21 protein-coding genes are annotated in these 23,560 nt (G+C 71.9%); 5 read left to right on the top strand and 16 right to left on the bottom strand.

Annotated elements, in window-relative coordinates:
- Positions 1-37: 37 nt before the first annotated feature.
- Positions 38-1,873, top strand: coding sequence for a VWA domain-containing protein (locus VEA98_RS14070; protein ID WP_324815708.1), 1,836 nt, complete (start codon positions 38-40; stop codon positions 1,871-1,873).
- 12 nt (positions 1,874-1,885) lie between these two features.
- Positions 1,886-3,082 carry a winged helix-turn-helix domain-containing protein gene (locus VEA98_RS14065; RefSeq protein WP_324815706.1) on the top strand — a complete coding sequence of 399 codons (1,197 nt, stop codon included), beginning with the start codon at positions 1,886-1,888 and terminating at the stop codon, positions 3,080-3,082.
- Positions 3,083-3,304: 222 nt separating this feature from the next.
- Here VEA98_RS14065 and VEA98_RS14060 read toward each other — a convergent pair whose 3' ends face one another.
- Both VEA98_RS14060 and VEA98_RS14055 read right to left on the bottom strand, forming a co-directional pair.
- Complete coding sequence (locus tag VEA98_RS14060; protein WP_324815703.1) at positions 3,305-4,810, bottom strand: aldehyde dehydrogenase family protein; 1,506 nt, start codon at positions 4,808-4,810, stop codon at positions 3,305-3,307.
- Between the two features lie 93 nt (positions 4,811-4,903).
- Positions 4,904-5,275, bottom strand: a complete 372-nt coding sequence (locus tag VEA98_RS14055) for a hypothetical protein (RefSeq protein ID WP_324815701.1) — start codon at positions 5,273-5,275, stop codon at positions 4,904-4,906.
- 167 nt (positions 5,276-5,442) lie between these two features.
- On the opposite strand from VEA98_RS14055, the gene VEA98_RS14050 reads away from it, so the two are divergent.
- The 3 genes from VEA98_RS14050 to VEA98_RS14040 all read left to right on the top strand — a co-directional run bounded on the left by VEA98_RS14050 (position 5,443) and on the right by VEA98_RS14040 (position 9,018).
- A complete protein-coding gene (locus VEA98_RS14050) occupies positions 5,443-5,853 on the top strand; it encodes a CBS domain-containing protein (protein ID WP_324815698.1) in 411 nt (136 codons plus the stop codon).
- Between the two features lie 76 nt (positions 5,854-5,929).
- Positions 5,930-6,502 carry a hypothetical protein gene (locus VEA98_RS14045; protein ID WP_324815696.1) on the top strand — a complete coding sequence of 191 codons (573 nt, stop codon included), beginning with the start codon at positions 5,930-5,932 and terminating at the stop codon, positions 6,500-6,502.
- Positions 6,503-6,609: 107 nt separating this feature from the next.
- Positions 6,610-9,018 carry a sensor histidine kinase gene (locus VEA98_RS14040; protein WP_324815693.1) on the top strand — a complete coding sequence of 803 codons (2,409 nt, stop codon included), beginning with the start codon at positions 6,610-6,612 and terminating at the stop codon, positions 9,016-9,018.
- Positions 9,019-9,030: 12 nt separating this feature from the next.
- Here the strand turns inward: VEA98_RS14040 and VEA98_RS14035 are convergent, their stop codons facing one another.
- The 14 genes from VEA98_RS14035 to VEA98_RS13970 all read right to left on the bottom strand — a co-directional run bounded on the left by VEA98_RS14035 (position 9,031) and on the right by VEA98_RS13970 (position 23,524).
- Complete coding sequence (locus VEA98_RS14035) at positions 9,031-9,543, bottom strand: periplasmic heavy metal sensor (protein ID WP_324815691.1); 513 nt, start codon at positions 9,541-9,543, stop codon at positions 9,031-9,033.
- Positions 9,540-9,977: a hypothetical protein gene (locus tag VEA98_RS14030; protein WP_324815689.1), complete on the bottom strand. Its 438-nt coding sequence runs from the start codon at positions 9,975-9,977 to the stop codon at positions 9,540-9,542. Before VEA98_RS14030 ends, VEA98_RS14035 begins: the two co-directional genes overlap by 4 nt.
- Positions 9,974-10,537: an RNA polymerase sigma factor gene (locus tag VEA98_RS14025; RefSeq protein ID WP_324815930.1), complete on the bottom strand. Its 564-nt coding sequence runs from the start codon at positions 10,535-10,537 to the stop codon at positions 9,974-9,976. Before VEA98_RS14025 ends, VEA98_RS14030 begins: the two co-directional genes overlap by 4 nt.
- 64 nt (positions 10,538-10,601) lie before the next feature.
- Positions 10,602-11,225, bottom strand: a complete 624-nt coding sequence (locus VEA98_RS14020) for an EF-hand domain-containing protein (RefSeq protein ID WP_324815686.1) — start codon at positions 11,223-11,225, stop codon at positions 10,602-10,604.
- A 67-nt stretch (positions 11,226-11,292) separates the two neighbouring features.
- Entirely contained in the window at positions 11,293-14,166 is a 2,874-nt protein-coding gene (locus tag VEA98_RS14015) for a bifunctional [glutamine synthetase] adenylyltransferase/[glutamine synthetase]-adenylyl-L-tyrosine phosphorylase (RefSeq protein ID WP_324815684.1), read from the bottom strand.
- Positions 14,163-14,594 (bottom strand): acetyltransferase, encoded by a 432-nt coding sequence (locus VEA98_RS14010; protein WP_324815682.1) that lies wholly within the window; start codon positions 14,592-14,594, stop codon positions 14,163-14,165. Before VEA98_RS14010 ends, VEA98_RS14015 begins: the two co-directional genes overlap by 4 nt.
- The gene (locus VEA98_RS14005; protein WP_324815680.1) at positions 14,591-16,000 is read right to left on the bottom strand and encodes a HAMP domain-containing sensor histidine kinase; all 1,410 of its coding nucleotides are present in this window, start codon (positions 15,998-16,000) and stop codon (positions 14,591-14,593) included. Before VEA98_RS14005 ends, VEA98_RS14010 begins: the two co-directional genes overlap by 4 nt.
- A gap of 9 nt (positions 16,001-16,009) precedes the next feature.
- Positions 16,010-16,681 (bottom strand): response regulator transcription factor, encoded by a 672-nt coding sequence (locus VEA98_RS14000; protein ID WP_324815676.1) that lies wholly within the window; start codon positions 16,679-16,681, stop codon positions 16,010-16,012.
- 70 nt (positions 16,682-16,751) lie between these two features.
- Positions 16,752-18,272: a Do family serine endopeptidase gene (locus VEA98_RS13995; protein ID WP_324815674.1), complete on the bottom strand. Its 1,521-nt coding sequence runs from the start codon at positions 18,270-18,272 to the stop codon at positions 16,752-16,754.
- Between the two features lie 109 nt (positions 18,273-18,381).
- Positions 18,382-18,873 (bottom strand): cytochrome c-type biogenesis protein, encoded by a 492-nt coding sequence (locus VEA98_RS13990; protein ID WP_324815671.1) that lies wholly within the window; start codon positions 18,871-18,873, stop codon positions 18,382-18,384.
- Positions 18,870-20,855, bottom strand: a complete 1,986-nt coding sequence (locus VEA98_RS13985) for a heme lyase CcmF/NrfE family subunit (RefSeq protein ID WP_324815669.1) — start codon at positions 20,853-20,855, stop codon at positions 18,870-18,872. The genes VEA98_RS13990 and VEA98_RS13985 overlap by 4 nt, the downstream gene beginning before the upstream one ends.
- Positions 20,852-21,322 carry a cytochrome c maturation protein CcmE gene (ccmE, locus tag VEA98_RS13980; protein WP_324815666.1) on the bottom strand — a complete coding sequence of 157 codons (471 nt, stop codon included), beginning with the start codon at positions 21,320-21,322 and terminating at the stop codon, positions 20,852-20,854. Before ccmE ends, VEA98_RS13985 begins: the two co-directional genes overlap by 4 nt.
- Complete coding sequence (gene ccmI, locus VEA98_RS13975) at positions 21,319-22,143, bottom strand: c-type cytochrome biogenesis protein CcmI (RefSeq protein ID WP_324815663.1); 825 nt, start codon at positions 22,141-22,143, stop codon at positions 21,319-21,321. The genes ccmE and ccmI overlap by 4 nt, the downstream gene beginning before the upstream one ends.
- Before the next feature lie 19 nt (positions 22,144-22,162).
- A complete protein-coding gene (locus VEA98_RS13970; protein WP_324815661.1) occupies positions 22,163-23,524 on the bottom strand; it encodes a hypothetical protein in 1,362 nt (453 codons plus the stop codon).
- Positions 23,525-23,560 lie beyond the last annotated feature (36 nt).

The raw sequence follows: 23,560 nt of genomic DNA, 5'->3' as shown, positions 1-23,560 counted from the left end.
CGCCGTGCAGAACCGGCACTGACAGGGAGCGACGCTGATGACGAACCACCCCTTGAGACGCAGTCTGGCCGCCGTGCTGGCGGTCTCGCTGGCGGCGCCGATGGCGCCCGCGCCGGTGCACGCGGCGAGCCGGCAGAACCTCGCGCGCGACGGCGTGGTGTCGCCCGAGAACTGCCGCGCCGTCGGCATCGAGCTCGCTTCGACGCGTGATGAATACGCCGGCGCCGGAAACCGGATCGCCGCGCGGGGCTATGGTCCGCCTCCGCCCCCGCCGCCGCCTCCCCCGATGGCTCCGCCGCCGCCGCCGCCCCCGCCGCCTGTCGCATCGACGGCGAGTGAGGACCGGGCAGCGCTCTTCGCGCCCGCCCCGGTGCAGCAGGTCGTGGTCAGCGGGAACCGCATCGCCCAGCCCGGGATGGTTGCGCCGGACACCGAACGCTATCCCGACGCCACGCCGAACCCCGTCAGGCGCGTGGCCGACGAGCCGGTCTCGACCTTCTCGATCGACGTCGACACGGCCAGCTATTCGAACGTGCGCCGCTTCCTCGAGGAGGGCCGCATGCCGCCTCCGGACGCCGTGCGGGTCGAGGAGATGATCAACTTCTTCGACTACGGCTACGAGCGGCCGCGGTCGGCGTCGGAGCCGTTCGCCATCACCACCGCCGTGGCGGCTTCGCCATGGTCCGAAGGCCGTCAGATCGTGCACGTGGCGCTGCAGGGCTATGAGTTGCCCGAGAGCCAGCGGCGGCCGTTGAACCTGACCTTCATGGTGGATGTGTCGGGCTCGATGATGTCTCCGGACAAGCTCGATCTGGCCAAGGCGTCGATGAACCTGATCATCGACCGTCTGCGGCCGCAGGACCGGGTGGCGGTGACCTATTACGCCTCCGACGTGGGCACCGCCGTGGGACCGACCCCGGGCGACCAGAAGCTGAAGCTGCGCTGCGCCGTCGAGGCCCTGAACGCGGGCGGCTCGACCGCCGGGGCCCAGGGCATGGTCAACGCCTACGCCCAGGCGGAGGCCGCCTTCGGGCGTGACAAGGTCAACCGCATCCTGATGTTCACCGACGGCGACTTCAACGTCGGCGTCACCAACGACCAGCGGCTGGAAGACTACGTCGCCGCCAAGCGCGAGACGGGCATCTATCTGTCGGTCTACGGCTACGGGCGCGGCAACTACCAGGACGCCCGCATGCAGACCATCGCGCAGGCCGGCAACGGCACGGCGGCCTATGTCAACAACCTCGAGGAAGCGCGCCGCCTGTTCGGCCCCGCCTTCGACCGGGGCGCCTTCCCGATCGCCGACGACGTCAAGATCCAGGTCGAGTTCAACCCGGCGCGCGTCTCGGAATACCGGCTGATCGGCTACGAGACCCGGATGCTGAACGAGGAGGACTTCAACAACGACCGCGTCGACGCGGGTGAGGTGGGGTCCGGCGCGTCGGTGACGGCGATCTACGAGATCACCCCGGTGGGCGGTCCGAGCCAAATCCCCGAGCGGCGCTACGACCAGAACCGGCCCGACAATTCGCTGGGCGTCGGAGGGGGCGACCCGGCCGGCGAGATCGGCTTCGTCCAGGTCCGCTACAAGCTGCCGGGCCAGCCAGACTCGCGGCTGATGCAGCAGGTGGTGTCGAACAGCGGCGCCGGACGGGTCTCGGCCCAGCCCCCGGAAAGCACCCGCTGGGCGCTGGCGGTGGCGGCCTTCGGCCAGAAGCTGCGCAACGATCCGTGGATGAGCCCGGACTATGGCTGGGATGACATCCTCGAACAGGCGCAGGGCGCGCGCGGCGAGGACCCCTACGGCGAACGCGCGGACTTCGTGCAGTTGATCCGGGCTGCGGCGGGGATGCCGGTACAGACAAGGCCGTAGTAGGACTTGGGGGTGACCGAGCACATCACCCCCAAAACTGCCCGCCGCATCGCGCTTTCCGCGCAAGGCTTCGGCCGGACGCCCCCCGCGGCGCCCGGCCGAAAGCATGTCAGGGATGTCATCCGCAAACTGGGCGTGGTCCAGATCGACAGCGTCAATGTGGTGACACGAACCCACTATCTGCCCGCCTTCTCACGGCTGGGCGACTATCCGCGCGAGGCGCTGGAGACGGAAGCCTGGAGCGGGCGGCGCAGCCTGTTCGAATACTGGGGGCACGAGGCGTCGCTGCTGCCGCTGGAGCTGCAGCCGCTGCTGCGCTGGCGCATGGCGCGGGCCGAGGCCGGGGAGATGTGGACCGGCCTTTCGCGGTTCGGGCGCGAGCGGCGCGACTATATCGACGGCGTGCTGGCGGAGATCGAGCGGCGCGGGCCGGTCACGGGCGCCGACTTCAATGACGCCCCGCGCGGCGCGCCCGGCTGGTGGTCGTGGTCGGACGGCAAGCGGGCCCTTGAGTGGCTGTTCTGGGCCGGGATGATCACCACCAGGACGCGGCGGGGATTCGAGCGGGTCTATGACCTGACTGAACGGACCCTGCCGGCGCGGACCGTCGATCTGCCGACCCCGACCGAGGCGGACGCACAGCGCGAGCTGGTCCGGCTGTCGGCGCGCGCCATGGGCGTGGCGACGATGGCGGACCTGCGCGACTACTACCGGCTGCCGCTGGCGGAGACGAAGACGCGGGTGGCCGAGCTGGTCGAGGCCGGCGAACTGACGCCGGTCGCCGTGAAGGGCTGGCGGCAGGGGGTGTATCTGGCGCCCGGGGCCAGGACGCCGCGCAAGGTGGCGGGGGCGGCGCTGCTGTCGCCGTTCGACAACCTGATCTGGGCCCGCGACCGCACCGAGCGGCTGTTCGGCACGCGGGTGCGGCTGGAGATCTACACCCCGGCGCACAAGCGCACGCACGGCTACTATGTGCTGCCCTTCCTCGAGGACGAGGCGATCACGGCGCGGGTCGATCTGAAATCTGACCGGCAGGCGGGCGTGCTGCGGGTGCAGGCGGCGTGGCGCGAGCCGGATGCGACGGCGGAGACGCCGGAGCGGCTGGCGGCTGAACTGCGTCGGATGGCCGGCTGGCTGGGGCTGGGCGGGGTCGAGGTGGTCGGCAAGGGCGATCTGGCGGCGGCGCTGAAGTCGGTGGTCAGTTCGTGACGATTTCGACCACGGTTTCGGGGTGATTTCGACCAGTCGGGACGATCAGACGCTGAAGGTTACTGATGTTCTCCGTCATCCTCGGACTTGATCCGAGGATCAGAGGCGAGAGGCGGGCTATGCGTCGGTGACGGCCCGGCGAGTGCGACCGTGGAGCGCCGACGGAGCACCGGACGGTCTGATCCTCGGGTCAAGCCCGAGGATGACGGCGTTGGCGGATCCTCAAACGTCGAACTTCACGCCCTGGGCCAGAGGCAGGTCGCGGCTGAAATTCACCGTCTGGGTCTGACGGCGCATATAGGCCTTCCACGCGTCGGAGCCGGATTCGCGGCCGCCGCCGGTGTCCTTCTCGCCGCCGAAGGCGCCGCCGATCTCGGCGCCCGAGGGGCCGATGTTGACGTTGGCGATGCCGCAGTCCGAGCCCCAGGCGGAGAGGAATTGCTCGGCCTCACGAACGCTGTCGGTGAAGACGCAAGACGACAGCCCCTGCGGCACGGCGTTCTGCATGGCCACGGCCTCGTCAAAGTCGGACCAGGTCAGGATGTAGAGGATCGGCGCGAAAGTCTCGTGCTCAACCACCGCCGTCTGGGCCGGCATGCGGACGATGGCGGGGCGGACGTAGACGCCGTCGCGGTCGAGAGCATCCCCGCCGACGACGACCTCGCCGCCCTGCGCCACGGCCTGCGCCAGCGCCGCCTCGAAGCCGCGCCGGGCGTCGGCGTCGATCAGCGGTCCCACCAGCACGCCGTCCTCGCGCGGGTCGCCGATGGGCAAGGTCTCATAGGCGGCGCCGAGGCGCGCGATCAGGGCGTCGGCGATGCTTTCGTGGACCAGCAGGCGGCGCAGGCTGGTGCAGCGCTGGCCGCAGGTGCCGACGGCGGAGAAGGCGATGGCCCGCACGGCCATGTCGAGCTCGGCCGAGGGCGTCACGATCATGGCGTTGTTGCCGCCCAGCTCCAGCAGCGAGCGACCGAGACGGGCGGCGACGGTCCGGGCCACGGCCTTGCCCATTCGGGTCGATCCGGTGGCGGAGACCAGCGGAATGCGCGGGTCGGCGGCGAGGGCTTCGCCGGTCTCGCGGCCGCCGATGGCCACCTGGGACAGGCCGTCCGGGGCGTCTCCGAAACGGGCGATGGCGCGGTCGAGGATCGCCTGCGTCGCCAGCGCGGTCAGCGGCGTCTTCTCCGACGGCTTCCAGATCACCGGATCGCCGCAGACAAGGGCGAGGCAGGCGTTCCAGGCCCAGACCGCGACCGGGAAGTTGAAGGCCGAGATGACCAGCACCGGCCCGAGCGGCTGATACGTCTCGCGCATGTGGTGGCCGGGACGCTCGGAGGCGAGGGTCAGGCCGTACAGCTGGCGCGACAGGCCCACGCCGAAGTCGCAGATGTCGATCATCTCCTGAACCTCGCCGAGGCCCTCGGAGACGATCTTGCCGGCTTCGAGGGTGACGAGACGGGCGAGGTCGGCCTTCGAGGCGCGCAGCTCCTCGCCGAGCAGGCGGACCAGCTCGCCGCGGCGGGGGGCGGGGATGCGCTTCCACTGATGGAAGGCGGCGACGGAGCGGGCGACGGCGGCCTCGATGGCGGCGGCGTCGGCCTCGGCCACCGTCAGCCCGGACGAGCCATCGATCGGCGAACGGGTGATCAGACCGGCGTCGGCGAAGGCGGTTTTCGGCACGCCGAGACGGCGCAGGATGTCGAGGCTTTCGGCGGCGGCGGTGGTCATGAAACGGCTCCGGCAGGTCCGTGCGGCTTAGCCGGGCCGGGCGCAAAGAGAAAGGCCGCCCCGACGCCGGGGCGGCCTTCGATGCGCGGTCGACTACCAGCGGGCGCGGTAGGCGGTGCGCTGGAGCTGATACTGAATCCGGTCCAGCCGGCGGTCCAGATCGCTGTATTCGGCCCGGCTCAACCCATTGCGGGCGTAGCGGTACTCGAGTTGGCGGTACTGGTTCAGCTCGCGGGCCATCGACCGGGCCTGGAGCCGGTGCACGCCGCCGCTCCAGGCGAGGCGGTCAACGTGCTGGGCCAGCACCTGGGCGCGGCGGTGGAGGTTGCCAGGGGCGTAGCCATAGCCCTGGCTGTAGCCGGGCGAGCCGAAGCTGAGGCTGACGCTGAAATTCTGGGCCAGCGCCGGGGTCGAGACCATGACCGCGGACGCCGCCAGCGCGGGAAGCAGGGCTTTCCGGATCATGGCGGTCTTCATTGAAATCGTCCTTTCGTGCCGGGACCATCCCGGGTGATGAACGCAACTGACCATGCCGCGGGTGACGCGACCCTGAGGGGCTCGTTGTCCGGCTGTCAGGAACCGCGGCGGCGGCGGGGGGTTCTGTCGCCAAGCCGACAATCAGGAGAGCACCGATGAAAGTTCGCGACGTGATGAGCAAGGACGTGCAGGTCGCCCGGCCCGGCGACAGCCTGCAGGAGGTGTCGACGCGGATGGCCAGCGGCGACTTCGGCTTCATGCCGGTGGCCGACGGCGATCGGCTGATCGGCACGATCACCGACCGGGACATCGCCGTGCGCGCTGTGGCCGGCGGCGCGGCCTGCACCTCGCCGGTGGTGGAGTATATCACCCGTGACCCGCACACCGCGCGGGCCGACGACGACCTGCAGAGCGTGCTGGACGCCATGGGCTCGAAGCAGATCCGACGCCTGCCGGTGCTCGACAAGGACGACCGGCTGGTCGGGGTGGTGTCGCTGGGCGACCTGTCGACGCGGGTGAAGGAGAAATACGCCGGCGAGGCCCTGGAAGACATTTCCCGGCCCTGAGGGGCGTTAACCCTTTCGCCAAACCACGTGTTCACCCGCGCGCAGGCATGCTGCCCGTTCACGACGGGAGACGCCGATGGCGCGCGCGCAGTTCCAGAAGGGTCAGAAGGTCTGGGTCGAATGTGTCGGCGCCTGGGCCCAGATCGAGAAGGTCCAGCCGGTGTGGGCCAAGGGCTTCGAGGAGCCGGTGCGCGTCACCTACGACGTCGGCCTGGGTCGGGAATTCCTGGGGCACGAACTGCTGCTGCCCGCCGAGGATCCGGCCGCCAACATCGGCGAGAACTGGCGGCTGATGCGGGCCCGGAACAAGTGGCAGACCGCCGACGACACGCCGCACCATCCCTTCCCCGGCACCTATCCGGTGGTGGTCACCGACAAGGCCGACTGGGGCGGCTGGCGCGTGCCGGGGGCGGAATACGACCGCGACCCGGACCAGATCGAGTTCCAGGCCCGACTGATCGCCGCCGCGCCCAGGCTGATGGCCCTGGCCGAGCGGATGGTGGCCGCGGTGGATGACGCGCCCGAGGACGCCCCGCCCGAGATGCAGCTGCTGGCCCGCGACGCGCGCGCCCTGCTGAAGACCGTCAAGGACGTGCTCGCCGCGCCCGAGATGGCCGCCGCCTCGCCGGCGCCGTCGCGCGCCGCCTGAGCGGCCGTCCCCCGAATTGAACGGCCGGCGGGGCGAGTAAGCCTCGACAGGAATCCGCGACGCAGCCTAGATTCGGTCCTCGTCGCCGATTCATCCGGGAGAGCGCCTTGCGGGGCAGCGAGCGCCGCATAACCCAGCAAGGACGGCGCGCCGGCGATCGGCGCAAGGGCCCGCCCGCATGGCTGCGCATCGCCATCCTCGCGGTGACCCTGGCCGTCGCCGCCTATGTACTTCTGTTCGCGAGAGAAATGGCCCGGCCGGGGCAGGAGGCGGACACGTTGCGCATGGCCGCCGTGGACCGCGAGGCGCGGCTGCTGGCGCTCGAACTGGAAACCCGCATCGCCCCGGTCGAGGCGGCCGTGCGGGCGGCGGCCCGATCGGGCGGCGCCGCCCAGGCGATCGAACAGGCCCGCATCGCCGCCCCCGGACGCGCCTTCGCCGTCGTCTCGCGGGAGGGGAGCGTCGTGGCCGCCTCCGGCGCGCCCATGGCCGCCTTTACGTCCGCGCCGGGCAAGCCCCGGCTGGCGGCGGACGGCGCCGCGGTGCTGGTTTCGGGCGACCTGGCCAACGGCGGCCGGTTGATCGGCCGCGCCCCCCTGCCCTCGCTGCGGACCACGGATGGGGTCGACCTGTGGGTGCTGTCGGGGCCGCGCAGCCTGCTGGCGGGCGGATCCGGGACCGGAGAGGCGCTGGCCCTGGCCGGGGCCCCGGCCGACGGCCGCGGCCAGGGCGCGACCCTGGCGCTGGCCGACGGCGCGGTGCGGCGGACGACGGTGGCGGTCGGCGACACCGGCCTGATCGCCGTCGCCTCGACGCCGGTCAGCGTCGGCGCGGGCGCCCTGCTGGACGACGCCTGGGTCCTGACCGCCCCCTTCGCCATCGGCGTGCTGGTCCTGTTGCTGGCCCTGCTGCAGCAACGCAAGGAAGCCGGGATCAGCCGCGAATGGGCGGCGTCCGAACGCCGGTTCCGGGGCGCGGTCGAGGCGGCCCGCTGCGGCGTCTGGGACTGGGACCTCGAGAGCGGGCAGATCCTGCTGTCCGACTATATGGCGGACCTGATGGGTCTGGAGCGCACCGGGGCGACGACGGCCGAGGTCATGATGGAGCGGATCCATCCGCGCTACCGGGGCGCGGTGACCCACGCGGTCCGGCAGGCCGAGACCTTCGGGACCTTTGAGGTCAGCTTCCCTGTGCCGGACGCCCAGGGCCGCGCCCGCTGGATCGACGCCCGGGGCCAGGCGCGGGGCGAACGGGGCGAGGACGGCTTCACCTCCATCCTCGGCATCGCGTTGGACACCACCGAGGCCCGGCGGGCAAAGGCCCATGCCCAAGCCGCGGAGGGCCGGCTGCGCGACGGCATCGAGAGCGTCTCGGACGCCTTCGTGCTGTTCGACCGGCAGGGCCGGCTGATCCTGTCCAACCAGGCCTTCCAGGATGCGTTCAGCTTCGAGCCCGGCGTGGTCCGCAAGGGGGCCCTGAAGACCGACCTGAACCGGATCGCGGCCCTGGCGATCAAGTCGGACCAGCCGGCTCCGGGCGGGCGGGCCGGCGCGCGCGAGGTGGAACTGCACGACGGCCGCTGGCTGCAGCTGGTGGAGCGCTTCACCTCGGACGGCGGGTCGGTGGTCACGGCGGCGGACATCACCGCGATCAAGCAGAAGGAGGCCGAGCGCCAGCGCGCGACCGAGCGGCTGCATGTCACCATCACCGAGCTTGAGGACCGCGAGGAGAAGCTGTCGCTGCTGGCCCGAAAATACGAGGTCGCCATGACCCGGGCCGAGGCGGCGAACCAGGCCAAGTCGGAGTTCCTGGCCAATATGAGCCACGAACTGCGGACGCCGCTGAACGCCATCAACGGCTTCTCGGAGATCATGGCCGGCGAGATGTTCGGCGCCTTGGGCGACCCTCGTTACAAGGGCTATGCGGCCGACATCCTGCGCTCGGGCCAGCACCTGCTCAGCCTGATCAACGACATCCTCGACATGGCCAAGATCGAGGCCGGCAAGCTGACGCTGCACTACGAGGAGGTGTCGCTGAAGGAGATCGTCGAGGACGCGGCGCGGCTGATACGCGGACGGGTCGAGGAGGCGGGGCTGAAGCTGCTCGTCGACGCGCCGGACCTGCCGACCATCGAAGCCGATCACCGCGGGCTGAAGCAGGTGGTGCTGAACCTGCTGTCCAATGCGGTGAAATTTACGCCGGAGGGCGGCGACATCGTTGTCGCCCTGTCGCGCGAGGACGACGACCGGGTGCGGGTGGCGGTGACGGACACCGGCATCGGCATCGCCGCGGAAGACCTGGGGCGGCTGGCGCGGCCGTTCGAGCAGGTCGAAGGCCAGCATTCCAAGACCAACCAGGGCACCGGTCTCGGGCTCGCCCTGACCAAGTCGCTGATCGAGCTGCACGGCGGGAGCCTGACGCTGGAGAGCGAGCCCGGACGCGGCACCACGGTCAGCTTCGACCTGCCGATGCGGCGCCCGACACGCTCGGCTGAAACCCAGGCGCAGGCGGCCTGAGGCCGACCGGACTCAGCCGCGGGGAGGCCGCGGCGCCTCGCGGGCGGCCCGCTCACCCTTGTCGCGCACGACGGTCCGGCCACGGCGCGTGAGAATTTCCGACAGGGCGGCGCGGTCGGCAGGTTCAAGGGTCGCAAGCACGGCGACCGCGTCCGCCTCCAGCCGGGCCCGGCCGCGCAGCTCGGCGACCCGCGACTGTTCCAGAAGGGCCGAGACCTGCGCCGGATCGAAGTTCGCGGAACGGGCCAGGGCGACGGCCTCGCGCCGCTTCAGCCGGGTCTGCTCGAAGTCCGGGTGAGCCGCGAGCGCGGAGGCGCGGAGCGTGTCGCGCACCCGGTCGCGCACGGCGGGATCCAGCCCTTCGACGACGGTCAGGAACGGCCGGTCGCGCGGGGCCCGTTGCTGGGCGTCGAGGCGGTGTTCGACGTTGGCCCGCCCCACCAGCAGGGTGGCGCCGGCCGCCACGGCGAACAGGTTGAGGGCCACCGAGGCGGCGAGGGCGATCTTCAGGGTCCTGGCGTTCAACCGAGCACCTCCGTGTCATCCACGCCGAGCAGAGACGCCTGGTAGAGGACGGCGTCGGCCTGGGCGTCGGCGGTGAAATGGCCGGTCATCATGACGCCGGCCACCACGCCCGCGCAGGCGGCGGCGGCCCAGCCGGCGCCGAAGACCAGGGTCAGGCGGTCGATCCACTGCCGGCCGGACCGGCCCACCCGGTCTCCGGCCGAAGCGGCGGCGGCGATCACCCGGTCGCGCAGGGCCATCGAGGCTTGCGGCGTCGGCGAGCGATGCAGCAGGGCGTCGATCGCATCAGCCTCGGCCAGGGCCGGAGCGGCCAGGTCGGGGTGCGCGGCCGCGAAGGCCTCCGCCGCCGGCCGTTCGGCTTGGGGCCAGCGGCGCCGGTCGGCGCCGTAGGCGGCCACGAGGGCGAGAAAGCGTTCCGCCGTCATCACGTTCATGCTCCTTCGGCGCCGGGCCGGTGATCGGCCAGCGCCTGTCTCAAGGCCCGCCGTCCACGCGACAGCAGGCTTTCCAGGGCCTCGACGCTGATCTTCATCAGCCCCGCGGCCTCGATATTCGACAGTTCCTGATAGTGGCACAGCACGATGGCTTCGCGCTGGCGATCCGGCAAGCGCGCCAGGGCGCCGTTGACCGCGGCGCCGACGTCGGCGGCGAGCAGGCCGCGGTCGGGCGCAGGGCCCTCATCGCGCCGGTCCGGCGGCGCGTCGGTGGGAATCTCGCGCCGCCGCCGCAGGCGGTCGTAGCAGAGGTTCAGCGCCACCCGGTGCAGCCAGGTGTCGAACTTCGCCTTGCCCCCGACCCAGCGGGGCGCCTGCCGCCACGCCCGCACCAGGGCCTCTTGCGCCACGTCCTCGGCCTCGGCCGCGTCTCCCAGCATGCGATGGGCGAGCGCCAGCATGCGCGGCAGCTTGCGCGCGACCATGGCCTGGACCGCCGCGGGATCGCCCTGACCCACGCGGCGCACCAGATCCTCGTCGGGGTCGGCGAAGGTCGCCATCCGGCCTCGTGCGAACGTTCCTGCAAGGCCGGTATGGTCGAGGACCGCCGCGCCCGTCATCTGCTTACTCCGAAGCGGGGGCCGGAGGCGACGCCTGTTGCGCCCGGCGGGCGGCGCGGCGTTCAGCCATTCGCTCGCGGCGGTGCTCGCGCCGGTCGGCCCGGACGGCGCGGCGCTCGCCCACGGTGACGTAGCCGTCGTGGTCGATGTCGCGGCGCGCGAAGGCGGCTTCGGCGCGGGCCTGGGCCTCGGCGATCACGACCGGCCCGCGCACCTCCATGCGGCGGTCGTGACCGGCGTGGCCGGCGGCGAAGCGGCGATGGGCGCGGCGCGGTCCCCGTTCGGCGCGGTGCTCGCGGCGCGCGTCGAATTCGGCCTTGCCGATCATGCCGTCGTCGTCGGCGTCGAGCCGGTCGAATCGCGTGTCCAGACGGCGCTCGATGCGGGCACGGGCGGCGGCGCGGCGTTCCTCGGCCGTGACGGAGCCGTCCCGGTCGGCGTCGGCGGCGGTCAGGCGCTCAAGGCGGCGACCGACGAACTCGGCCTGGCTGAGGCGGTGGTCGCCGTCTGCGTCGGCGCGCATGCCGCGAACCTGCGGGCGTTCCGGCGCAGCCTGGGCGAGGGCGGCGCCCCCGGCGGCGGCGAGGGTCAGGGCGGCCAGGCCGCCGACCAGAAGAGTCTTGTTCATCTCGATGTCTCCACGGCCGCCCGACGCGGCCCGCACATCCCTGTCTGGAGATGAAACGGCCCGGCGGTCAGTCTCCGTCGCCGACCGGCGGCAGGAGAGCCTCGAAGGCGGCGCGGGCGGCGGCCCGTCGTTCAGCCAGACCGGACTTCAGCGCCTCGAAATCCTCGAATCCGACCGCCTTGGCCAGCCTCAGCCGGAAGCCCTCCGGCTCCTGATCCGGGTCGGGCCGGTCGTCGAAGGCGGCGCCCAGCATCTGGCTCAACGCCTGCTGGAGGCGCCAGGCCGCGGCCAGCTCGGGATCGTCCGCCAGGGCCTCGAGGGTCGAGACGGTCAGGGGGTCGCCGGCGGCGGCGCGCCTCAGTTGCCGCACCTGGGCCACGAACTCGGCGTCCACCTGGCCGCCGGGCGCCAGCTTCAGGTCCCAGTCGCCATGACCCGAGCGTTCGCGCGCCATCAGATCCCGCATGCGCCGGGCGTCGGCGGCGAGATCCGCGCCCGGCCTCGGGCGGCGCAGAATCGCCTCCAGCGCGGCCGAGACCCGCTCGCCAAAGGCCGGATCGTCCGACCACACGACCCGGGCCCGGGTCAGGGCCATGAACTCCCAGGTGTCGGCCTCGGCGGCGTAATAGTCCGCAGCCGCCGGGAGGCGCAGCGACACCGGCCCCTTGGCCGCGCCTGGACGCAGGCGCATGTCGACCTCGTACAGCCCGCCCTCGGCCGTATGCGCCGACAGGGCGGCGATCAGGCGTTGGGTGAAGCGGGAGTAGAACACGCCGGCCGCCCAGCCCTTGCCCCCAGAGACTGCATCGGCGGGCGCGTCATAGACGGTCATCAGGTCGAGGTCGGACGTCGCGGTCATCTCGCGCGAGCCGGCCTTGCCGAGCGCCACCACCGCCACCGCACCGGCCGGCAGGGCGCCGCCCTGGCGGATGGTCTCGGCCATGGCGGCGGGAGCGAGGGCGTCCAGGCAGGCGTCGGCGAGCGTGGTGTAGGCTTGGCCGGCCTCCTCGGGTCCAACCCGGCCGGTCAGGGTCTGGACGCCGATGCGGAACATCTGTTCGCGGTGGACGCGGCGCACGATGTTCATGGCGGTCTCGAAATCGGGCGCAGCGACGGCGTCGGCGACCATCTGGGCGGCGACGCCGGTGTCTTCCTCGATGCTGCGGGCGAAACGGGCGTCGAGCATGCTGTCCAGCGCGGCGGGATAGCGGCCCAGCGTCCGCGCCAGCCGTGGCGCGAAAGCCATGACCCCGACCACGAGGTCGAACAGCTTCGGCTGGGCGAGGAACAGGGCCTGGACCTGCACCCCGCCGCTGAGGCCCGAGAAGAAGACGGCGAAGCGGCGGAAGGCGGCGTCAGCGGCCCCGGTGTCGGCAAGCGCAGTGAGCAGGCGGGGCGCGAGGCGGGTGAACAGCTCCCGCCCCCGGGCCGTGCGGGTCGCCGGGATGCGGCCGTGATGCCAGCTGCGGATCGTATCCGCCACGGTGGCCGGATCGGAGAAGCCCATGCGGGCGAGCGTCTCCAGCGTCTCGGGGTCGTTCTCGACACCGGTGAAGACCAGCGAACCATAGGGGGACGACAGCGCCTCCTCACCCTCGAACAGTTCGCCGTATCGCCGGTTCACACCGACCAGCAAGGCCTCCACGCGCCTGTCGAAGTCGGCCAGGTCGCCCTCCCCCGCCAGGGCGGCGACGCGGGCGCGGGCGGCGGGGTCGGGCGGCAGGCTGTGGGTCTGTTCGTCCTCGAGCATCTGCACCCGATGCTCAAGACCCCGCAGTTCGATATAGGCGGCCGTCAGCTCGGCGCAGGCCTCCGCAGCGACGTGGCCGGCGTTCCGCAGGGCCGCGAGGGCGTCGACGGTGCGCGGGCTGCGCAGCCCGGAGTCGCGGCCTCCGAGGATCAGCTGCTGGGTCTGGGCGAAGAACTCGATCTCGCGGATGCCGCCGCGGCCGAGTTTCAGGTTGGCGCCCGCGGCCTCCAGCCCCTCGCCGGTCTTGTGAACGTGGATCTGCCTCTTGATCGACTGGATGTCGAGAATGGCGGGGTAGTCGAGGCTGCGCCGCCAGATGAAGGGCGTGAGCGCCTCCAGGAAGCTCCGACCGGCCCCGAGGTCCCCCAGCACGGGGCGAGCCTTGATGAAGGCTGCGCGCTCCCAGTTCTGGCCGACGCTTTCGTAATAGGCGAGCGCCCTGGGGGCGGCGACCACGGGGGGTGTCGAGGATGGATCGGGCCGCAGACGCAGGTCGACCCGGAAGACATAGCCGTCGCCGGTGCGGGCCTGCATCAGGGTCGCCAGCGACTGGGCGAGCCGGTCGACGAAACGCTGCGGCTCGACGCCCTCGGCGAGGGCCTCAATGAGGGCGTCGGGCTCCCAGAACAGACTGATGTCGATGTCGGAGGAATAGTTGAGCTCGAAGGCGCCGTGTTTGCCCATGGCGAGGCCGAACAGGCCGGGCACGGGGCCGCGCGGGTCGTCGGCCGCGCTGACGAGCTTGCCGCTCTCGCGCTGGTCGTGCGTGACGGCGCGGAGGGCGGCGTTGACGGAGGCGTCGGCGAAACGGCTGAGCGCGCCGGTGACCTGATCCAGGTCCCAGACGCCGCCCAGATCGGCCAAGGCCGTCAGCAGGTGGAGCTCGCCCTTCAACCGGCGCAGCGGCGCGCGCAGGTCGTCAGCGCCGCCGGCGAGGGCTTCGGTGGCGGCCAGGACCCGCCTGAGCCGCTCGTCCGGGCCGTCCCTCAGCAGGTCCCGCAGAAGGTCCGGCCAACGGCGCGCGAGTCCGAGCAGATAGGGCGAGGCGGCGAAGACCGGGGCCAGGGCGGGCCAGGCGTCGTCCAGCTGCCCGGACCAGCCCTGCTCGCCGGCCGGTTCGGCCAGGCGCTCGAAGGCCCGGGCGGCTGCTCCCGGGTCGACGACCGGACCGCAGGGCTGCAGCGCCATCATGCCCGCAACGTCATATGCAGGAGCGGATACGGCAATCCCAGACCGTCCGTCGGCGAGCGGCCTGTCCGCTCGAAGCCCAGCCGCTCATAGAACCCCGCAGCGCGGGCGTTCTGCTCATTCACGTCCACGGTCAGGGCGCCGTGAAGGGCGCAGGCATGCGCGATCAGGGCCCGTCCCACCCCTGCGCCGTGCCGTGCGGGATCGACGAACAGCGCGTCGACATGGGCCTCGGTCAGGGCCATGAAGCCGACCGCCGTGTCGGTTTCGTCGACCAGAACCCACGGGCGGGTCGTCGCGAGCCAGTCGGCGACGATCCCGTCGATGCGCGTCAGGTCGGCCGACGAGACGAAGTCGTGCGTCGCCGCCACCGCCCGTCGCCAGATTTCGAGCGTGCGGGGAGCGTCCGCGGCCGTGGCCAGCCGGATCATCCCACGGCCGCCGGCAGGACCAGGGCGACCCGAAGGCCGGGACCGAAGCCGCCGTATTCGCCCGGCCCCTCATCGAGCTGGACGCGTCCGCCGTGGGCTTCGAGCACTGCGCCGACCAGCGACAGGCCGAGGCCGGAGCCGGCTTCGGTGCGGCTGTTGTCGAGGCGGACGAAGCGCTGGATGACCCGTTCGCGGTCGGCCTCGGGCACGCCGGGGCCCGTGTCGGTGACCGAGAACTCGATCTCGCCCGAGCTGCGCCGCCGGGCGCGCAGCATCACCGCACCGCCGGTCGGGGTGTATTTGATGGCGTTGTCGATGACGTTGGCGAGAGCCTGGGCGAGGAAGGGCTGGTTGGCCTCGACCAACAGGCCGCGCTCGATCTCTGCCGAGAAGTCCAGGCCCTTGTCCTCGGAGGCGGGCTCGTAGAGCTCGGCCATGTCGGCGGCGAGGTCGGCGGCGTCGAACAGCTGGGGATCGGGCGTGCGGCCGGCGGCGGCCTGCAGCCGGGCGATGGCCAGCACGGTATTGAAGGTTTTGAGCAGGTTGTCGGCCTCGTCGAGGGCCAGCTGCAGGGCGTCGACGCCGTCGATCTTGCCCGCCTCGGCGTCGATCAGCGACACCTCCAGCTTGGCCCGCATGCGGGTCAGCGGCGAGCGCAGGTCGTGGGCGATGGCGTCGCCGGCGTGCCGGATCGAGGCCATCGAGGCCTCCAGCCGGTCCAGCATGGTGTTGAGCCCGGCGCCCAGCTCATCCAATTCGTCGCCGGAATTCCGGACCGGAAAGCGGGCCTTGAGGTCGCCCTCCTGCACCGCCGTGGCGACCTTGCCCAGCCTGCCCATCGACCGCTCGAGATTTCGGCTGACCAGGATTCCACCGGCGAGGCCGAGCAGAAGGACGATGCCCATCGCGCCCCAGAGCGCCTGGGTCAGCCGCGCCAGATAGGCCTCGGTGTCGCTGAGCGACTTGCCCACGAAGAGGGTCTCGCCGCCGGACAGGGTCATCTGGACGCCCCGGACCGGGGGCCGCGTCACGCGGCCGTCGGCGTCCGTCTCGGTGAAGGGAAAGGTGATCCATTCCGACGGCCCTTCGAGTTCGGCGATCGGCTGGACGCTGATGGAGCCGGTGCTCATCCCGACGCGGGGGTCGGTCAGCAGATACAGGTAGGTGCTGTCGCGCAGGGTGCGGTCGATCAGCGCCTCGTTGAGCGCCTGGACACCGCGAGCCTCATAGATGCCGGTCAGCACCCGGGTTTCGGCGCGGACATCCCGCTCGGCCTTGGCGCGCGCCTCGGCGGCCGAGGCGAAATAGACATAGGCGAGGATGGCGCTGGCCGCGGCCGCGAACAGGGCGAGGAACAGCAGCGTCAGCCGGAAGGGCGTGCGACGAAGGAGGGACGGGAGCCGCATGGCGCGGGATTAGGCCTCCAGCCGGTACCCCGCGCCGCGCACGGTCTGCAGCATGGCGTGGTCGAAGCCCTTGTCGATCTTGGCGCGCAGGCGGCTGATGTGGACGTCGATGACGTTGGTCTGGGGGTCGAAATGGTATTCCCAGACCTTCTCGAGCAGCATGGTGCGGGTGACCGACTGGCCGGCGTGGCGCATCAGGAATTCGAGCAGCTGGAACTCGCGCGGCTGCAGGTCGATCTCCTTGCCGGCGCGATGCACGGTGCGGGCGATCAGGTTCATCTCAAGGTCGCCGACCTTGAGCATGGTGGCGACCGAGCCGGTCTCGCGGCGGCGCGACAGGGCCTCGACGCGGGCGATCAGCTCCGAGAAGGCGTAGGGCTTGACCAGATAGTCGTCGGCCCCGGCGCGCAGGCCGGCGACGCGGTCATCGACCTCGCCGAGGGCGGAGAGGAACAGCACCGGGGTCTGGTCGCCGTCCTTGCGCAGGGTCTCGACCATGCCGATGCCGTCGAGGCGCGGCATCATGCGGTCGACGACATAGACGTCATAGCCGCCCTTCTGGGCCTCCAGCAGGCCGAAGGCGCCGTCGACGGCGTGGGTCGGTTCGTGACCGGCTTCGGTCAGCCCCCGGACCATGGCGGTCGCGGCCTCAGCGTCGTCCTCGACCACCAGAATACGCATGGAAAGACCCCTCCGGATGCAGAATCGCCGCCGATGGTAGCGCATCGGCGGCGATGGGGGCAGTTAAGGCTTATTCAGACTTGGGCAGGTCCATGACGACCGACCGGTTGCCTGCGGGAGTCCAGACCAGCAGGAAGACTCCATGCCCGGCCCGACGAGCCGCCTGAACGGCCGCTTCCAGATCCGCCACGGACGTCACGGGCGCATTGCCGGCCCGCATGATCACATAGCCGGGCTGGAACCCCTGGGCGTTGCCGCGGCCCGGCGCGGTGACGACGACGCCGGTCACCCGTTGCGGAATTTCGTAGCGCTGGCGCAGGGTGGCGGTGAGCGGGGACACCGTCAGACCCGCCACGGCTGTGCCGCCCTGGACCGGCGCAGCGGGTTCGTCGGGTTGCTGGCCGGCGTTCAACTCGGCCTGTGACGGACGCGTGCCGGACCGGGCGCTGACCGTCTGCCGCCGTCCGTCGCGCAGGATTTCGAGCCGAAGCGGCTCGCCCGGGCGCACGTTGCCGACGCGACGGGTGAGATCGCTGCTGTCCCGGACGGGATCGCCGTTGAGGCCGACCACGATGTCGCCGGCCTGAAGGCCGGCACGATCCGCCGGTCCGCCCGCGGTGACGCTGTTGACGAAGGCGCCGCTGCGGCTGTCGAGCCCCAGGGCTTCCTGATACTCGGCGCTGATCGGACCGATCTCCACGCCAAGATAGCCGCGCTCGATCGTCTCGCCGCGCATCAGCCGGTCGGTGATCGGCTTGGCGACCGAGGCGGGAATGGCGAAGCCGATGCCCACCGAGTTGCCGGTCGGGGAATAGATGGCGGAGTTCACGCCGATGACACGACCGTAGATGTCGAAGGTCGGACCGCCCGAGTTGCCGCGGTTGATGGCGGCGTCGATCTGCAGATAGTCGGTATAGGGGGTCGAGGCGTCGATGCCGCGGCCCTGGGCCGAGACGATGCCGGCCGTCGCCGTGCCGCCGAGGCCGAACGGGTTGCCGACCGCGACGACCCAGTCGCCGACGCGGGGCTGGGCCTGCTCCTCGAAGCTGACGAACGGGAAGTCGGAACCGTCCACCTTGAGGACCGCCAGATCGGTCGCCTCGTCCCGCCCGACGACGCGCGCCGTCAGTTCGCGGGAATCGGCCAGCTTGACCGTGATCTCGGTCGCATCCGCGATGACGTGGTTGTTGGTGACGATGTAGCCGTCGGCGGAGATGAAGAAGCCGGACCCGGCGCCCTCGCCGACGATGCCGCCATCCTCGCCCTCCTCCGCCTCGGGAACCGGAATGGCGAAGGGCAGGCCGGGAACCTGGATCATGCCGCTGGCCGGGCGCTCGATCCGGGTCTTGACGTCGATCTGCACCACGGCGGGCGCAACCTGCTGGAAAATGTCGGCGAAGCTGAGCGGCGCGCCCTGCGGCGGCGCGAAGGCCAGGCCGGCGGCGCCGGCGTTGGGGATCAGGCGTCCTGTGGCCCCGGCGACAGGTCCCGCGTTGGCGGTCGGCCAGTCGATGACCCCGCCGGCCGTGGCGCCGGCCGCGAGAACCAGGCCGAACGTGGCCCCCAGCATGAATTCCTTACGCTTCATCATCGGGTTCGTACGATCCTCTCCTCGGGCGCGGACGCCCGTTCAGTCCGTCAATATAGGGCGACGGCCTTCATCGCCAACGCCGCGACGCGACGATAGGTCCGTCGGGAGGTCAGTGGTCAGACGGCTTTGCGTCAGGATCGGGGCGAAGATCGGCCGCCGCCACAATATCCGCGACCCTCGCCTCCTCGTCGGGGGACAGGGCCTCGGTGTCGGCCCGACTGCGGCGCGCGGCCAGCGACAGCCCGGCGGCGACGGCCAGCATCAGGCCCAGCGGACCGAACCACAGCAGCCAGGTGCCGAAGCGGACCGGCGGTTTGAACAGCACAAAATCGCCGTAGCGGCGGACCAGGTCCCGCTTGATCTCGGCGTCCGAGCGCCCGGCGGCGATCTCCTCGCGGACCAGGCCGCGCAGGTCGGCGGCGATGACCGCGGGACTGTCGGCGATGGCCTCGTGCTGACAGACGACGCAGCGGATGCCCTTGAACAGCGCCTGCGCCCGGGCCTCCTGGGCGGCGTCGGGCAGGGGCCGGTCGGGCGCGGGCGGCGGCTCGGCGGCCATCAAGCCCACGGCGGCGACGGCGATCAGCAGGGCGCGCTTCATGCCGCCGGCCTCCGCCTGTTCACGGCAAGGCGCAGCCGGCGATCGAGCAGCGACAGCACCCCGCCCAGCGCCATGATGGCCGGGCCGAGGAAGATCAGGCGCGCCCAGGGATTCCACCAGACGCGCACGTTCCACGCCGGCGCGCCCACGGCGGTCCGGCCGCGCTCGCCCAGCACCACATAGACGTCGTCCAGCCCGCGGAAATCGAGGCCGACCTCCGTGGTGGTCTGGCCGCCGGCGGGGAAGAAGCGGCGTTCGGCGGTGATCTCGCGCGGCGCGGCGCCGGAGCGGAGGGTGACGGTCAGCCGGCCCTGCTCGGCCAGGTAGTTGGGCCCCTCCACGACGCGCACATCGTCGAGCCGCACGGACCAGACGCCGGCCTCGATGACCTCGCCCGGCGCCAGCGGACGCGCGGCCTCGACGCGATAGCCGGTCTCGACCACCGCCCCGAGCACGAAGACTCCGAGCCCGGCGTGGGCCAGGGTCGTGCCCCAGGCGCCGAGCGGCAGGCCCCTGGCCCGGCGCAGGGTCTCGCCCAAGGGGGCGCGGAACAGGCGGGTGCGCTCGGCGACCTCGGCCAGGGCGCCGAGGATCAGCCAGGCGCCGAGGCCGAGGCCCGCCGCCGACAGCGCCTTCTTCGGCTCGAAAGCCAGCCAGGCGGCGAGGGCCAGCAGGACGGCGAGGCCGGCGGCGACGGCCAGCCGCTGGCTCACCCCCTTGAGGTCGGCCCGCTTCCAGGCCAGCAGCGGCCCGGCGGGCAGGATGAGGAAGGCCACAGCCATCAGCGGCACGAAGGTCAGGGCGAAATAGGGCGGACCGACCGAGATGGTCGAGCCGTTCACGGCTTCGAGGATCAGCGGGTACAGGGTGCCGAGCAGGACGGTGGCGCAGGCGGCGGTCAGGAACAGGTTGTTCAGCACCAGCGCGCCCTCGCGGCTGACCGGGGCGAACATGCCGCCGCCCTTCAGCTGCGGTGCGCGCCAGGCGAACAGGGCGAAGGCGAGGCCCGCCGTGCCGCCGAGGATGGCCAGCAGCATGAGGCCGCGCTGCGGATCGACCGCGAAGGCGTGCACGCTGGTCAGCACGCCGGAGCGGACCAGGAAGGCCCCGAGCATCGAGAAGGTGAAGGCGGCCAAGGCCAGAAAGGTCGTCCAGCCCGCCAGCGCCCCGCGCCGCTCGGTGACCACGGCGGAGTGCAGCAGGGCCGCGCCGGCCAGCCACGGCATGAAGCTGGCGTTCTCGACCGGGTCCCAGAACCACCAGCCGCCCCAGCCCAGCTCGTAATAGGCCCAAAAGGCGCCCAGGGTGATCCCGACAGTCAGGAAGCCCCAGCTGGCCAGGGCCCACGGCCGGACCCAGCGGCCCCAGGCGGGCCAGAAGGCGGAGTTGGCGCGGCCCTCGACCAGGGCGGCGACGGCGAGGGAGAAGCAGACCGAGAAGCCGACGTAGCCGGCGTAGAGCAGCGGCGGATGGAAGGCCAGCGCCGGGTCCTGCAGCAGCGGGTTCAGCGACGCGCCCTGGAAGGGCGCCGGGTTGAGCCGCTCGAAGGGGCTGGAGGTGAAGACGGCGAAGGCGAGGAACAGCACGCCGAGCAGGCCCTGCGTCGCCACCGCCGAGGTCTTCAGCCCGAACGGCAGGTTGCGGGCCCGGGCGAGAACGGCGCCGAAGCCGGTCAGAACCAGGCACCACAGCACCAGCGAGCCCTCGTGACTGCCCCAGGCGCCGGCCACCTTGTAGAGCATCGGCTTGTCGGTGTGGCTGTTGGCGGCGACGTTGGCGACCGAGAAGTCCGAGACGACGAAGGCGAAGATCAGGGCGGCGAAGGCCACGGCCACGGCGAGGGCGGCGGCGACGGCGGCCCCTTCCGCAGCGCCGGCCAGCACAGGACTGCGGCGCAGACGGCCGGTCACCGCCATACCGGTCTGCAGAGCCGATAGCGCCAGGGCGAGAATGAGGGCGAAGGCGCCCAGCTCGACGATCACGAACCGGAGCTCCCCGCCGCCGGGCGCCACTCGCCCTTGGCCTTGAGGCTGTCGGCGACTTCGCGGGGCATGTAGTTTTCGTCGTGCTTGGCCAGAACCTGGGTGGCGCGGAAGCTGCGGTCGGGCAGGAAGGCCCCTTGCGCGACCACCCCCTGCCCTTCGCGGAACAGATCCGGCAGATCCCCGCGATAGATCACGCGTGTGGCGGCGACGGTGTCGGTGACCACGAAGGCGACCTGCCCCTCCCCGTCACGGACGACGCTGCCGGCCTCCACCAGGCCGCCGAGGCGCACCACCCGGCCTGCGGGCGCCTTGTCCGGCGTGGCTTCGGAGGGCGAAAAGAAAAAGGTGACGCTGTCGCGCATCGCGAACAGGGACAGGCTCACGGCCAGCGCCAGCACGGGCGCAACGGCCGCCACGACCCACAGGCGGCGGCGGGCCTTCGGCGATTTCGGCAGCCAGCTCATCGGGCGGACCTCTCGGGCGGCAGACGGGCCACGAGATCGGCGCGCCCGGGATCGCCGGGGTCCAGGGCGGCGATCAGGGGCAGCCACATCTTGCGCACCGTCGCCGTATCGCCTCGCGCCAGCGCCGCCTCCCCGAGGAAATACCTCGCGCCGCCCTGGTTTGCGTCAAGACTGAGCGCCCGTTTGAAGGCGGCCTCGGCGTCTCCGCCGATCGCGCCCTGATTGGCTCGCACGAGGGTTTCACCGAGTCGGGCCCAGCTTTGCGCGTCGTCGGGGTGCACGGCCAGGGCGCGGCGATAGGCGGAGGCCGCCCCGATCGGGTCGCCAGCCCGGGCGCGGGCGTCGCCGAGCATGGTCAGCACTTCATGATCCCGGGGGCGCTCCTCGGCGACGCGCGCCACGACCGCGGCGACCTGCGGAGGCTGCAGGGTATCGAGCTGACCGGCCCATTCGTCGACGCGGCGCTCGTAGGCCTGATCCGGCAGGCCGGGCGCGCCGACCGCTGTGTAGAGACCGACGGCGGCCGCGACAGCCCCCCCCACGCCGCCCAGGACCCAGAACCGGTCCAGGGCGCCCGCCCGCACCGGCGTGGCCTCGCGCCGGCCCGACAGAATTCGCCGGCCGGCCTCGGCGCGGGCGGCGGTCCAGCCGGCCTCGTCCAGCAACCCCCGGGCCTTCAGCCGGTCCAGTTCGGAGAGTTCGGCGACGGCGGCCTCGGGGGTCACGGCCTCGCCCGCGTCGGCGCCGCGACGCGCGCCGGACAGCACGAGCAGGCCCGCGAGCGCCGCCAGCAGCGCCGTCATGATCCAGAACATCGTCATCGCCGCGCGATGTAGCCGATCAGGCGGCCCGCGACGAGGGCCTGGACCCGCCCTTGCCCGCTCCGGCGACCGCGGCGCGGCGACGCACCGTGCGCGCGGCGTCCTTCGCATCGATCAGATCAAGGCAGCGCGCGGCCAGTTCGACCAGGCGGAGGGCGTTGACCTCGTCCTCGGCCTCGCCGTCGTTGATCAGCAGCAGGGCCTGGTCGGCGTAGTCGGTGAGCCGGGCCGTGAGGGATTCCACAAGTTTCTTCCGGTCGGATTCCGCCCCAAAAATCGAGGCGGGGCCCCGCACGGCGCCGACCAGCTTCAGGAGGTTTCGCGCCGCCTGCACCGTCTCGCCCTGGACCGGCGAGGAGAGCTGGGGCGACTTGCGGGTCATGCGGCCGGAAATCTGCACCCGTTCCAGAGGCAGGGCCCGGTCGACAGCCCGGTCGGCGGCGCGCAGGAAGGCGGACAGCTGGCCGGCGATGCTGACGCGGGCGTCCCGCACCGACTTGCCCCAGACGCTGAGCGGATTGAGGGTCAGGGTCACGTCCAGCTCGTTGAGGACATTGGCGCACCACGTCAGGTCCTCAATGATCGGATCGACCGTCGCCATTTCCGATGCGGGGCGGAAGGCGGCGATCCGGGCCACCCGGGCATCGACGCCGGCGATCAGCCGTTCGACGAAGCCCGCCAGCTCGGAAGCGCTGAGAAACCCTTCGCGGCCTGAGGCGCAGGAACTCTGCGTGATGATGCGCAGGATCAGGACGGCGTCGTCGAGATGCGAGAACAGCATCTCCAGCACCCGCTGGGCCCCGTCAAGGTGGACGCCGGCGCAGTCCTTGAGCAGCAGGCGCAGCTCGGCGATCTGGTCGCCGTCAGGCCGTTTCAGCCAGACCTCGAGCGACGGCAGGCCGCGCCGGGCCAGATGGGTGAGGTCCAGGCAGGCGGCGAGGTCGGCCAGACCCCGCTCGCGCCGGGCGGGCGCGAGGTCGGCGGGCCAGACCAGATCGGGGCGGTCCCGCACGGCCGCGGCGGCGGCCAGGCAGATCCGGTCGGAGACGGCGACCGCGTCCGCCCCCTCGCGGTCCAGTCGGGGCAGCAGGGAGGGCTCCCGGCTGCATCCGGCCTTCCACAGGCGCGGCAGCACGGCGGCCGGGAAGGTCATGGCCTCGACGCCGTCGGCGCGCGGCCGGAACATGGGGAGCAACGGGGCCATGACGATACGGCGGCGGGTCCGGTCGAGAACCTCGTCCCGAAGCATGTCGCCGAGGTCCTGCGCCCGCGCTCCGGACAAGGCCACGGCCACCGACGACAGCTTGACCAGCATGTCGTCGGACGCCTGCTCGATCAGAGCGGCCAGAGCGGCGCGATGGGCGACGGACAGCCCGGACATTGAAACCCCTCGTGACCGGTCAGTCGTCCGGCCCGC

This window comes from Brevundimonas sp., from assembly GCF_035627055.1.
In the GTDB taxonomy this organism is placed as follows: Bacteria; Pseudomonadota; Alphaproteobacteria; order Caulobacterales; family Caulobacteraceae; genus Brevundimonas.
The sequence above is the reverse complement of the archived record's forward strand: the minus strand, read 5'-3'. Positions and strand labels throughout refer to the sequence as shown.